Raw genomic sequence first — 11,816 nt, 5'->3', positions numbered from 1 at the left:
GTGCGACGCGGACGCGGACCGGTACGACGCGGGCGCGCCGGTCGGACGGAGCCGCGCCGGGTCAGGCAGTTCCTCCCGCGTCAGGCGGTTGCGTAGACGCGGGTGGCGAACTCCGCGATCTGTTCGTCGGTGAGGTTCTTGGCGAGATCGGCCTCGGTGATCATTCCCACCAGCTGGTGGCCGCCCTTGACGTCGATCACCGGCAGGCGCTTGATGTGCTGCTGCTCCATGGTCCGCAGCACCTCGGTGGCGTCCGCCTCGGCGTCGATCCAGTGCAGCCGTCCGCCCATGGAACCGGCCTGCACCGTCGCCGGATCGATCCCGTCGGCACAACACGAGACAACGATGTCACGATCGGTGATCAGCCCGGTCAGTTTGTTGTTGTCGCCGCAGATGGGCAGGCAGCCGACGTCCAGCTCCCGCATCATCTTCGCCGCGTCCCGCAGGGATTCGTGTGCTCCTACACAGTGCGCTCCGCCGGACATGATGTCCCGCGCACGCAGCTTGCCGGCCATGATTCCTCCTGTCTCAGGAGTGTGATTCCCCTTGCCTTCGATCACATCACGGATGGTCCGGCGTCGCTCCCCGGGAGCGGGGCGGAATGCGGAGTGCGACACAGGGCCCGACGAACCCTTTCCCTCTCAACTACCGGCGCGCACAAGGTGTTCTCCTGGGTGACTGCCGGACCCGGGCCGGGTGCCGGGCGTAAGGTCGGCGGACGTGACGTCGAATCCCTTCTTTGCGCCGAGCGATCTGCCCTACGAGCTGCCGCCCTTCGCGCGGATCCGCAGCGCGCACTATCTGCCCGCCTTCGTCCGCGGCATGGACGAGCAACTGGCCGAGGTGGCGGCGATCGGCGCGGCCGCCGAGCCGGCGACCTTCGAGAACACCGTGGTGGCGCTGGAGCGCAGCGGCGCCGTGCTGGACCGGGTCAGCCGGGTGTTCTTCAACAAGGCCGCCGCGGACACCGATGACGAGACCCAGGCGCTGGAGGCCGAGATCACGCCACGGCTGGCCGCCCACGAGGACGCGCTGCTGCTCGACCCCGCGCTGTTCGCCCGGCTCGACGCGCTCCACGAACAGCGCGAGCAGCTCGGGCTGGACGCGGAGCAGCGGATGCTGCTGGAGCGCCGGCACACCCGCCGGGTGCGTGCGGGTGCCCGGCTCGCGCCGGAACAGCAGCAGCGACTGCGGGCGCTCAATGCCGAAATCGCCGGCCGGTGCACCGAGTTCGCGCGGAATCTGCGGGCCGCCGACGCGGCCGCCGCGCTGGTGCTGGATCGTGCCGAGGAGCTGGCCGGGCTGTCCGAGGACCAGATCGCGGCCGCCGCCCGGAACGCCGATGCGCTCGGGCACGAGGGCAAGTTCGTGCTCAGCATGAAGAACGTCTCCAACCAGCCGGAGCTCGCCGCGCTGACCGATCCCGCCCTGCGCGCGCGGCTGCTGACCGCCTCGCTGCGGCGCGGCGCGGACAGCAACGGCCCGGTGGCCGTCGCCCTGGCCGGGCTGCGTGCCGAGCGCGCCGCGCTGCTCGGCTACCCCAGCCACGCCGCCTGGGAGGTCGCCGACGGGACCGCCGGCACCACCGACGCCGTCGAGGATCTGCTCGGCCGGCTGGTCGCTCCCGCCGTCGCCAACGCCGAGCGGGAGGGCGCCGCCCTGGCCGAGGCGGCCGGCGTCGCCGAGATCGGCGCGGCGGACTGGCAGTTCTACTCCGAGCGGGTGCGCAAGGAGCGCTTCGGCCTCGACGCGGCGGAGCTGCGGCCGTACCTGGAACTGGAGGCCGTGCTGCACGACGGCGTCTTCCACGCCGCCGGGCTGGTCTACGGCCTCACGTTCACCGCGCGCCCCGACCTGGTGGCGTACCACCCGGACGCCCGCGTCTTCGAGGTGCACGACGCCGACGGCAGTGCGCTGGGCCTGTACATCGGCGACTTCCACGCCCGTGCGTCCAAGCGGGGCGGTGCCTGGATGAACGCGCTGGTCGCGCAGTCCCGGCTGCTCGGTCACCGGCCGGTGGTGGTCAACAATCTGAACGTCGCGAAGCCGCCGGCGGGCGAGCCGGTGCTGCTGACGTGGCGTGAAGTGCACACGCTGTTCCATGAGTTCGGGCACGCGCTGCACGGCCTGCTCTCCGATGTCCGCTACCCGTCGCTGTCGGGCACCCAGGTGCCGCGGGACTTCGTCGAGTTCCCGTCCCAGGTCAACGAGGTGTGGGCGGATTGGCCCGAGGTGCTGGCGCGCTATGCGCGGCATCACGTCACCGGTGAGCCGATGCCGCCCGAACTCCCTGCCCGGCTGCGCGAGGCGGAGGCGTTCGGCGCGGGGTTCCGGATGGTGGAGCACCAGGCGGCCGCGGTGCTCGACTGGGCCTGGCACAGCCTCTCCCCCGACCAGGTGCCGGCCGAGGACGCAGCCGAGGTCTTCGAGGCCGCCACCCTGCAGCGGCACGGCCTGGCGATGGCGGCGATCCCGCCGCGCTACCGCACCGGCTACTTCGCCCATGTCTTCCACGGGGATTACGCGGCCGGGTACTACGGCTACCGCTGGGCGGAGGTGCTGGACGCCGACGCCGTGCGCTGGTTCCGGGAGAACGGGAAGACGGTGCGCGAGAGCGGGGAGATCTTCCGCCGGGAGCTGCTGAGCAGGGGCGGCAGCGTCGACGTGCTCGGGGCGTTTCGCGCGGTGGTCGGCCGGGACCCACGGATCGAGCCGCTGCTGGAGCGCCACGGGCTGGCCGGCTGAGCGCTACGGGCGCGGGGCGGCACGAAGGCCGCCGCGGTGCCGCCTCCCGGTGACCGGGAGGCGGCACCGCCACGCGGGCGTCCGGCCGGATGACGGCCGCGGCGGACGCCCGGGGGGTCACCAGGCCGCGGGGGCGTAGTCCTTCAGGAAGCAGCCGTAGAGGTCCTCGCCGAGTTCACCGCGGACGATCGGGTCGTAGACCCGGGCCGCGCCGTCGACCAGGTCGAGCGGGGCGTGGAAGCCCTCGTCCGCCAGGCGCATCTTGTCGGGGTGCGGGCGCTCGTCGGTGATCCAGCCGGTGTCGACGGCGGTCATGAGGATGCCGTCGGTGTCCAGCATCTCCTGGGCGCTGGTGCGGGTGAGCATGTTCAGCGCCGCCTTGGCCATGTTGGTGTGCGGATGCCCGGCGCCCTTGTAGCCGCGGCTGAACTGGCCTTCCATCGCAGAGACGTTGACCACGTACTTGCGGCGGGCCCTGGCTGCGGCCATCGCCGGGCGCAGCCTGCTCACCAGCAGGAACGGGGCGGTCATATTGCACAGCTGGACTTCCAGCAGCTCGACCGGGTCGACCTGGTCCACCTTCTGGATCCAGGTGTTGGTCGCGTGCAGATCGGGGACGAGCCCGCCGGCGTCGATCGCGGTGCCCGCCTCGATCCGGGCGGGTGTGGCGGAGCCGGTGGTCAGCGCCAGCGCGGTGATGTCCTCGGCGGTCAGGGCGCCGGAGCCGGCCGTGACGGCGGGGAGGGCGGCGGGGGCGCCGCTGCCGAAGTGGCCGAGGACGACCGAGGCGGGCAGCTCCCCGGCGGGCAGCGGCGCGGACTCGGCGGCGACCAGCTGTCCGTAGGCCTCCGGGGAGCGGCGGACGGTCTGGGCGGCGTTGTTGATCAGGATGTCGAGCGGGCCGTCGGCGCTGACCGTGTCGGCGAGCGCGAGGACCTGCGCCGGGTCCCGGAGGTCGATGCCGACGATCTTCAGCCGGTGCAGCCACTCCGCGCTGTCCGGCATCGCCTTGAAGCGGCGGATGGCGTCGTGGGGGAAACGGGTGGTGACGGTGGTGTGGGCGCCGTCGCGCAGCAGCCGCAGCGCGATGTACATGCCGATCTTCGCCCGGCCGCCGGTGAGCAGCGCGCGCCGGCCGGTGAGGTCGGTGCGGGCGTCGCGGCGGGCCCGGTTCTCCTTGGCGCAGGGCGGGCAGAGCTGGTGGTAGAAGGCGTCGACCTGGACGTAGCGGCTCTTGCAGGTGTAGCAGGAGCGGGGCCGTTCCAGGATGCCGGCGATCTCGGTCGTCACGGAGCTGCTGAGGGCCAGGCCCTGCGTCTCGTCGTCGATCCGGTCGGGGGCGCCGGTGGCGGTGGCCGCGGTCACCGCCCTGTCGTTGGCGGTCTTGGCCGCCCGGCGCTCCTGCCGGCGGCGCTGCTTCACCTTGCGGTAGATCCCGGCGGTGGCGCGGCGGATGGCGATGGCGTCGGGGTGGTCGAGGGGCAGCGCGTCGAGTTCCTCCAGCACGCTGAGGCAGACCGCCATCCGTTCCGCCTCGATACCCGCGTCCGCGGCCATGCCTGTTTCGGTCACCGTCATCGACGCTGCTGCTTCCCTGGGATCGTGTGTTCTATTTATGCTTCGGCGGAACTGTACGTAGCCGGGGGCGGCAGCGCCAAACCCGGCGGGCGCGCGGGCCGTGGCCGCCGGCCGGAGCACGCCCCGCGCGGGTCACGGCCGAGGGGCCCGGCGCCGGTAGCGCCGGGCCCCTCGACTGCGTCTCACCCCTCGGGCGTCACGTCACCTGGTCGTGGCCCAGCTGGATGTCGCACTCACCGTGCCCCGCGGCCCCCACGGTCAGCGGGGTCGCCACCGGCGGGTAGCCGCTGGCGATCAGGGTGTAGTCGCCGCTGTCGAGGTCGGTGAAGACGTACTCACCGTCCCGGCCGCTGGTGGCGGTGCCCACCACGTTGCCCGCCGGGTCCAGCAGGGTCACCCGGGCGTCGTCCACCGGACCGCCGTGTGCCGTGCGGACGGTGCCCCGGACCTGGGCGCCGGGCGTCAGCCGGACCTCGTACCAGTTGCGGCCGCCGGAGACGACCTCCACCTGGAGGGCGGCGGGCCGGTGGTGCTCGGCGCTGACGGCCAGGGTGTAGCTGCCCGGGCTCAGTTCGGCGAAGGCGAAGCCGCCGTCCTGGCCGGCCGCCCCCGACGCCACGACCTCGCCGCGGACGTCGGTGGCCACGACGAGCGCGCCGGGCACCGGGTCGTCGCCCTTGTCCTCGCGGACCTCGCCCGACAGGCCGGCGGCGCCGCTGAGGGTCAGGTCGAAGGCGATCGGCTCCTCGCCCACCACGACGGTCGCGGCCTGCGGCTTGCGGGCCCCGGCCGAGCCGATCAGCACGTAGGTGCCGGCGCCCGTCGTGGGCAGGCAGTAGCCTCCGTCGGCCCCGGTCGAGGCACGGCCGAGCTGCCGGCCGCCGACGCTGATCAGGGTGACCGCGGCCCGGTCCACGGGCCTGCCGTCGCCGTCGCGCACCGTGCCGCGGATCTCGGGACCTATCGCGCCGGTCGCCGAGCCCGCGGGGGACTTGGTGAGGACGGGTGCGGGCGGGTCCGCCGGAGCAGCGGCCGGTGCGGCCGCGGCGAGCGGATCCGCGGTGTCGAGCGCCGTCGCGGCCTCCTCGACGCCGTCCGCGGCGCCCTCGGCGGGACGCGCGGCCGCGTCGGCCTCCGCCTCGGCCTGGGCCCGTGCCTGGAGGCCGGAGAGCTGCCGCAGCGGCATCTCCTTGATGAACCACATCAGCACGAAGGCGAGCGCCACGACGACCGCGCCCATCAGGAACACGGTGTGCATCGAGTCCGCGAAGCCGCGCTTGAACGGCTCCGCCAGCCGCGGGTCGAGCTGCTGGATGAACGACGAGTCGCTCAGCACGCCCGAGGAGTTGCCGTTGCCGGGGTGCTGGAGCATGTCCAGCACGGGCTTGTTGGCCGGGTCGTGCAGCACCGCGGGGTCGTGCAGCGCGGCCTGGAACCGTTCGGTGTGCACGGCGTCCTTGAACGCCGAGGAGATCTTCTCCCCGACCGTGCTGAACAGCACCGACAGGAAGATCGCGGTACCGGCGGTGGCGCCCATCTGCCGGAAGAACGTGGCCGAGGAGGTGGCCACGCCCATGTCCCGCGGTGGCACCGCGTTCTGCACGGACAGCACCAGGGTCTGCATGCAGCCGCCCAGGCCGAGGCCGAAGAGCAGCATGTAGACCATGGTCTGCCACAGCGGGGTGTCCCACTGGACGCGGAAGTGGAAGAGCAGCATCGCCGCGACCATCAGCGCGGTGCCGATGATCGGGAAGAGCTTGTAGCGGCCGGTCTTGCCGGTGATCTGGCCGGTCGCGACCGAGGCGATCAGCATGCCCGCCATCAGCGGCAGCATCTCCAGACCCGACTTGGTGGGGCTGGCGCCCTTCACGATCTGGAGGTACTGCGGGATCATCAGCATCCCGCCGAACATGCCCATACCGATCAGCACGGACATCACACTGGTCTTGCTGAAGGTGCCGTTGCGGAACAGCCGCATCGGGATCAGCGCGTCGTCCCCGATGTGCCGCTCGACGAAGATCCAGGCGATGATGCCGACCACGCCGATCGCATAGCAGGTGATCGACCGGCCCGAGTCCCAGCCCCACTCCCGGCCCTGCTCGGCGACGAGCAGCAGCGGCACGACACCGAGCGAGAGGGTGACCGCACCCCACCAGTCGATGCGGTGGTCGCGCCGGGTGTGCGGGATGTTGAGGACCTTGGCGACGACGAACAGCGCGATGATGCCGATCGGCACGTTGACCAGGAAGACCCAGCGCCAGCCGGTGATGCCCAGCAGCTGGTCCTGACCGGCCAGGGCTCCGCCGATCAGCGGTCCGGCCACGCTGGAGGTGGCGAAGGTGCCGAGCATGTAGCCCTGGTAGCGGGCGCGCTCCCGGGGCGGGACGATGTCACCGAGGATCGCCAGCGCCAGCGACATCAGACCGCCGGCCCCCAGGCCCTGGACGGCGCGGAAGGCGGCGAGTTCGGTCATCGACGTGGAGAAGGTGCACAGCACCGAGCCGCCGACGAAGATCGTGATCGCGGCCAGGTAGTAGGGCTTGCGGCCGTGCAGGTCGGACAGCTTGCCGTACAGCGGGGTGGCGATCGTCGAGGTGATCAGATAGGCGGTGGTCGCCCAGGCCTGCTGGCTGAGGCCGTGCAGATCGTCGGCGATGGTCCGGATCGAGGTGCTGACGATGGTCTGGTCGAGGGCGGCCAGGAACATCCCCAGCATCAAGCCGCTGAGGATGGTCAGGATCTGACGGTGACTCAGGAAACCGGGGGCGGGTATCGCCCCGGCTGACGCCTCGGGTGGAGAGGTGGCTGTGCTCATGTACGTGTGTCTCCCTGCTCCACGGCGGCGCCCTGGTCTCCCCCGGGACCCAGCCGTGTGTGTTGTCGTTCTGCCATGTCCTCGTTGAGGCGGCCCAGGAGCCGGATCAGATCGGCCCGGTCCTGGGGCGTCCACGGTTCAAGGAGCGCGGCGAGTTCGGCGTCGCGCTGACTGCGGTACTGCGCGAAAGCGGCCCGCCCGGCGTCCGTCGCCGCCAGCAGCGAGCCCCGGCGGTCCTCCGGATCGGGGCGCCGGGTGACCAGGCCCCGTTCGACCAGCGAACGCACCTGACGGCTGACGGTCGACAGGTCGAGGAAGGCGTCGGCGGCCAGATCCGTCGCCCGCTGGTCGCCGCCGACCACCAGCCTGGCCAGCAGCACCCGGTCGGCCGCGCCGCCGTCCGTCTTCGCGCGCTGCTTCCACGCCGCGATCAGCCGGGAGAAACGGACGATCTCCGTCCCCAGTCCGGCGGCGGCCTCCTCCAGCCTCGATGAGGCGGTGACCTGCGCGGCAGCCCGGTCACAGGTGTGGACCGTGCCCTTGCTCATCGTCGTGATCCTTCGCGGTGATGTCGTCGGCCCGCTGAATACATTGCTTGTATCCAGCAAGCATAGCGGCTGGAACCGGCCACGTCGTACCACCCTCGGCATCCGGGGAAGAAGCCCGGCAGCGCCCTCTTCCGGCCGCGCCGCCCCGCCGGCCCCGGGGACATGGCACGCTGGCCGCGGACCGGCAGGGACAGGCGGACGGAAGGATGCCGACGATGGGTGTGAGCGACGGCGCACGGCGGCGGGCGGAGCTCGGGACGTGGCCGACCCCGCTGGAACCGGCGCCGCGGCTGGCCCGCGCGCTGGGGCTCGGCGCGGAGGACCTCTGGGTCAAGCGCGACGACCTCACCGGGCTCGGCGGCGGCGGGAACAAGGTGCGCAAGCTGGAGTGGCTGTGCGGCGCGGCGCTCGCCGAGGGCGCCACGACGCTGGTGACCACCGGCGCCGCGCAGAGCAACCACGCCCGGCTGACCGCGGCGGCCGGGGCCCGGCTGGGACTCGACGTGGTGCTGGTGCTGGCCGGCTCGCCCGGCTCGTCGGCCTCCGGGAACCTCGTCCTGGACGGCCTCTTCGGGGCCGGGGTCGTATGGGCCGGGAAGGTGCGGGGCGCGGAGCTGGCGGCCGCGGCGGAACGGGTGGCGGAAGGACTCCGGCAGCGGGGAGCCGTCCCCTGCGTGATCCCCCTGGGGGGCTCCAGCCCGGTGGGCGCGTACGGCTACGCCGAGTGCGGGCGCGAACTGCTCGACCAGGCACCGGACCTGGACACCGTCGTCGTCACGCTCGGCTCCGGCGGCATGATGGCCGGCCTGGTGGACACCCTCGGCCCCGACCGGGTGCTGGGGGTCGACTGCGGGGCGGTGGACGATCCGGCGGGCACCGTCACCGGGCTGGTCGCCGGGCTGTCCGGCACCGTCCACTCCCCCGAGGCGCTGCGGCTGCGGCACGACCAAGTCGGCGCCGGCTACGGCACGTTGACCGAGCAGTCGATGGACGCGCTGACGCTGGCGGGCCGTACGGAGGGGCTCGCGCTGGACCCCGTCTACACCGGGCGGGCGCTGGCCGGGCTGCGGGCGGCGGTGCGGGACGGCTCGGTGGCGCCCGGGCGGCGCACCGTGCTGCTGCACTCCGGCGGACTGCCCGGCCTGTTCGGCCATGCCACCGCCGTCGCCCGCTCGCAGGACGCGCTCACGGTCCTGGCGCCGTAGCCGCGGCCGGCCCCGTACGCGGCGCCCCGGCCCGGGGTCAGATGGCGGGGAAGGTCTCGGGGACGCCGAGGGTGCCCGCGACGGCCCGCCAGATGGCGGCCTGTGCGGCGGGGAGATCGATCCTGGGGTCGCCCAGCATCAGCCGGATGCCGAAACCGTCGCTCAGCGCGAGCAGCAGCGTGCTGGTCGCGTCGACGTCGCAGTCGTGGAATTCGCCCGACGCGATGCCCCGCCGGATGGCCTGGGCGAGCCAGGTGTGCAGCTGGTCGTAGAGGTCGACGGCGAGTTGCTGGGCGGTCTCGTCGCGCAGGGCGCGGACCCACAGTTCCTGCCACAGCCGCCAGTCCTGCCGCAGCTCCGGGTCCGTGGGCAGCATGTTGTGCAGGATGCGGGCCAGGACCACCGAGGCCGGCACGGTGTCGGCGTCCCGTTCGAGTTCGGTGCCGGTCTGCCCGAAGGAATGGGTCATCGCCTCGGCGAAGAGCCGTTCGCGGTTCTCGAAGTGGTAGTGGAGCAGGGCCGTCGACACCCCGGCGTGTTCGGCGATCATCCGCATACGGATCTTTTCGAAGCCGACCTCGGCGATCACTTCGCACGCGGCGGCAAGGATGCGTTCCCGCGTTTCGAGAGTGCGTTCGGCCTTGGCCACGTGAGTGCTCCCCGGGTCGGTGTCGCTGGTGTCGGCGGGCGCGGCGTTGCCCCGTCCCGCTCCATCTTCCCGCATCGTCTCCACTGCTCGTCGGTGGCCGCTGCTCACGGGTAGTGGTGGAAGCCGCGGCCCGACTTCCGGCCCAGGCGGCCCGCCTCGACCATCCGGGCCAGCAGCGGCGGCGGTGCGTAGCGCGGCTCGCGGAACTCCGCGTACAGCGACTCGGCGATGGCCAGGGTGGTGTCGAGGCCGATCAGATCGGCCAGCGCGAGCGGGCCCAGCGGGTGGGCGCAGCCGAGCCGCATCCCCCGGTCGATGTCGACCGCCGAGGCCGTGCCCGCCCCGGTCATCCGTACCGCGTCCAGCAGATAGGGGATGAGCAGGGCGTTGACGATGAACCCGGCGCGGTCCGCGGCGTGCACGACCTCCTTGCCCAGGACCCCGGCGGCGAAGGCGCCCGTCCTGCGGGCGGTGTCCTCGCCGGTGAGCAGCGAGGGCACCAGCTCGACCAGCGGCAGCACCGGCACCGGGTTGAAGAAGTGCAGGCCGATGACCTGCTGGGGGCGGGCGGTGGCGGCGGCGAGGCGGATGACGGGGAGCGAGGAGGTGTTGGTGGCGAGGATGGCGTCCGGCCGGCGCACCACCCGGTCCAGCCGGGCGAAGACGTCGAGCTTGGCGGTCTCGTCCTCGGCGACGGCCTCGACGACCAGATCGCGGTCGGCGAGTGCGGCCAGGTCCGCGGTGACGGTGATGCGGGCGAGCGCGGCGTCCCGGTCCTCGGCGGAGAGCTTCCCGGCCTCGGCGGCCCGTCCGAGGGAGGCGGCGATCCGGCGGAGCCCGGCGTCCGCGGCGGCGGCTCCGGTCTCGACGACGGTCACGTCCCGGCCGGCCCTGGCGCACACCTCGGCGATTCCCGAACCCATCAGGCCGCAGCCCACGACTCCGACGCGTGCGACGGCGGCTTCTTCGACGGCGGGTGCGGACATCGGTCCTCCTCGGTGGGCGTACGGGGTGGCACGGCGCGGTGGCCACGCCGTGGTGCAGCGGTGCGGGGGGCCGGTGTGCCCCGGCCGGCGGGGCCGGGGCACACCGGGGCGGGGTCAGGTGCCGGTGGGTATCTGCAGCACGCCGGTGCCCCGCTTGACCAGTTCGCCGGCGATGATGAGGCGCTGGATCTCGGAGGTGCCCTCCCAGATGCGGTCCACCCGCAGTTCGCGGTAGAGCCGCTCGACCGGGTAGGAGCGGTCGTAGCCCCGCCCGCCGAAGATCTGCACACAGCGGTCGATGACCCGCCCGGCGGCCTCGCTCGCCGCGAGCTTGGCGATGGCCGCCTTCGCGTGCAGGGTCTTGCGGTCGACGGTGCCCTCGTCCACCTCCCAGGCGACCTGGTGGGTGTAGGCCCGGTTGACCGCGATGTCCACCGCGCAGTCCGCCAACATCCCCTGCACCAGCTGGAAATCGGCGATCGGCGAACCGAACTGCCGGCGCTCGACCGCCCAGTCCCGGGCGAGCCGCAGGGCCCGCTCGGCGGCGCCCGTGGTGCGGGCCCCGATCATCAGCCGTTCCTCCGTGAACCAGGAGCGGGTGATGTCGTAGCCCTGGCCGAGGCCGCCGAGGACGGCGTCCTCGGGCACCCGCACGTCGGTGAAGGTGAACTCGGGGTGCTCGTAGACGAAGGTGTGCATGAAGCGGGGCACCCGGGTCATCTCGATGCCCGGGGTGTCCTTGTCGACGAGGAACAGCGTCGGTGCCCGGTCCTCGCCGGCCGCGGCCAGGACGATCATGAAGTCGGCGTGGTCGCCGACGGTCACGAACCACTTCTCGCCGTTCAGCGCCCAGCCGTCGTCGGTGCGGGTGGCGGTGGTCGCCAGGTTCTGCGGGTCGGAGCCGGCCTCGGGCTCGGTCACCGCGTAGCAGTCGCGGCGCTCACCGCGGATGACCGGTTCGAGGTAGCGCTCGCGCTGGGCGGGGGTGCAGAAGCGCAGCGCGTTGGCGGGGCGCCACACGGTGTCCCACAGCGCGCCGGTGAGCTGTCCCAACTCCTCCTGGACGATGGCTTGTTCCAGGATGGTCAGGCCCGCGCCGCCCCACTCCCGGGGCATGTTGACGGCCTGCAGGCCGCTGGCGAGGACGGCGTCGCGGATGGCGGCGTGGTCCTGTGCCGTCAGTCCGTTGTTCTCCTCGCAGTCGGTCTCGTACGCGGTGAGGGTCTCGGTGAGCTCGCGCGCGGTGCGCTTGAGGTCGGCCTGTCGGGGGGTGAGGCGGAAGTCCATGTC

Annotated in this window: 9 protein-coding genes; 2 read left to right on the top strand and 7 right to left on the bottom strand. The window is 72.7% G+C overall.

Annotation, left to right across the window (positions count from 1 at the left end; all coding sequences use genetic code 11):
• Positions 1-80: 80 nt before the first annotated feature.
• Positions 81-515, bottom strand: a complete 435-nt coding sequence (locus ACQP17_RS32715; protein WP_433859541.1) for a CBS domain-containing protein — start codon at positions 513-515, stop codon at positions 81-83.
• A 205-nt stretch (positions 516-720) separates the two neighbouring features.
• Between ACQP17_RS32715 and ACQP17_RS32710 the strand changes: the two genes are divergently transcribed.
• Positions 721-2,745 (top strand): M3 family metallopeptidase, encoded by a 2,025-nt coding sequence (locus ACQP17_RS32710; protein WP_433859540.1) that lies wholly within the window; start codon positions 721-723, stop codon positions 2,743-2,745.
• A gap of 117 nt (positions 2,746-2,862) precedes the next feature.
• Here the strand turns inward: ACQP17_RS32710 and ACQP17_RS32705 are convergent, their stop codons facing one another.
• The 3 genes from ACQP17_RS32705 to ACQP17_RS32695 all read right to left on the bottom strand — a co-directional run bounded on the left by ACQP17_RS32705 (position 2,863) and on the right by ACQP17_RS32695 (position 7,686).
• Positions 2,863-4,323: an SDR family NAD(P)-dependent oxidoreductase gene (locus ACQP17_RS32705; RefSeq protein ID WP_433859539.1), complete on the bottom strand. Its 1,461-nt coding sequence runs from the start codon at positions 4,321-4,323 to the stop codon at positions 2,863-2,865.
• A gap of 196 nt (positions 4,324-4,519) precedes the next feature.
• Positions 4,520-7,138 carry an MFS transporter gene (locus tag ACQP17_RS32700; RefSeq protein ID WP_433859538.1) on the bottom strand — a complete coding sequence of 873 codons (2,619 nt, stop codon included), beginning with the start codon at positions 7,136-7,138 and terminating at the stop codon, positions 4,520-4,522.
• On the bottom strand, positions 7,135-7,686 hold the full coding sequence (locus ACQP17_RS32695; protein ID WP_433859537.1) for a MarR family winged helix-turn-helix transcriptional regulator: 552 nt from the start codon (positions 7,684-7,686) through the stop codon (positions 7,135-7,137). The genes ACQP17_RS32700 and ACQP17_RS32695 overlap by 4 nt, the downstream gene beginning before the upstream one ends.
• 215 nt (positions 7,687-7,901) lie before the next feature.
• Here ACQP17_RS32695 and ACQP17_RS32690 point away from each other — a divergent pair, with 215 nt between their 5' ends.
• Positions 7,902-8,891, top strand: coding sequence for a D-cysteine desulfhydrase family protein (locus ACQP17_RS32690; RefSeq protein WP_433859536.1), 990 nt, complete (start codon positions 7,902-7,904; stop codon positions 8,889-8,891).
• Between the two features lie 37 nt (positions 8,892-8,928).
• Here ACQP17_RS32690 and ACQP17_RS32685 read toward each other — a convergent pair whose 3' ends face one another.
• The 3 genes from ACQP17_RS32685 to ACQP17_RS32675 all read right to left on the bottom strand — a co-directional run bounded on the left by ACQP17_RS32685 (position 8,929) and on the right by ACQP17_RS32675 (position 11,813).
• Positions 8,929-9,615, bottom strand: coding sequence for a TetR/AcrR family transcriptional regulator (locus ACQP17_RS32685; RefSeq protein ID WP_433859535.1), 687 nt, complete (start codon positions 9,613-9,615; stop codon positions 8,929-8,931).
• Between the two features lie 29 nt (positions 9,616-9,644).
• Positions 9,645-10,526, bottom strand: a complete 882-nt coding sequence (locus ACQP17_RS32680) for a 3-hydroxybutyryl-CoA dehydrogenase (RefSeq protein ID WP_433859534.1) — start codon at positions 10,524-10,526, stop codon at positions 9,645-9,647.
• A gap of 114 nt (positions 10,527-10,640) precedes the next feature.
• Complete coding sequence (locus ACQP17_RS32675; protein WP_433859533.1) at positions 10,641-11,813, bottom strand: acyl-CoA dehydrogenase family protein; 1,173 nt, start codon at positions 11,811-11,813, stop codon at positions 10,641-10,643.
• Positions 11,814-11,816: the final 3 nt, after the last annotated feature.

Source organism: Streptomyces kronopolitis (assembly GCF_050953795.1).
Taxonomy (GTDB): Bacteria; Actinomycetota; Actinomycetes; order Streptomycetales; family Streptomycetaceae; genus Streptomyces; species Streptomyces kronopolitis_A.
This window is presented reverse-complemented; position numbering and strand designations above follow the sequence as displayed.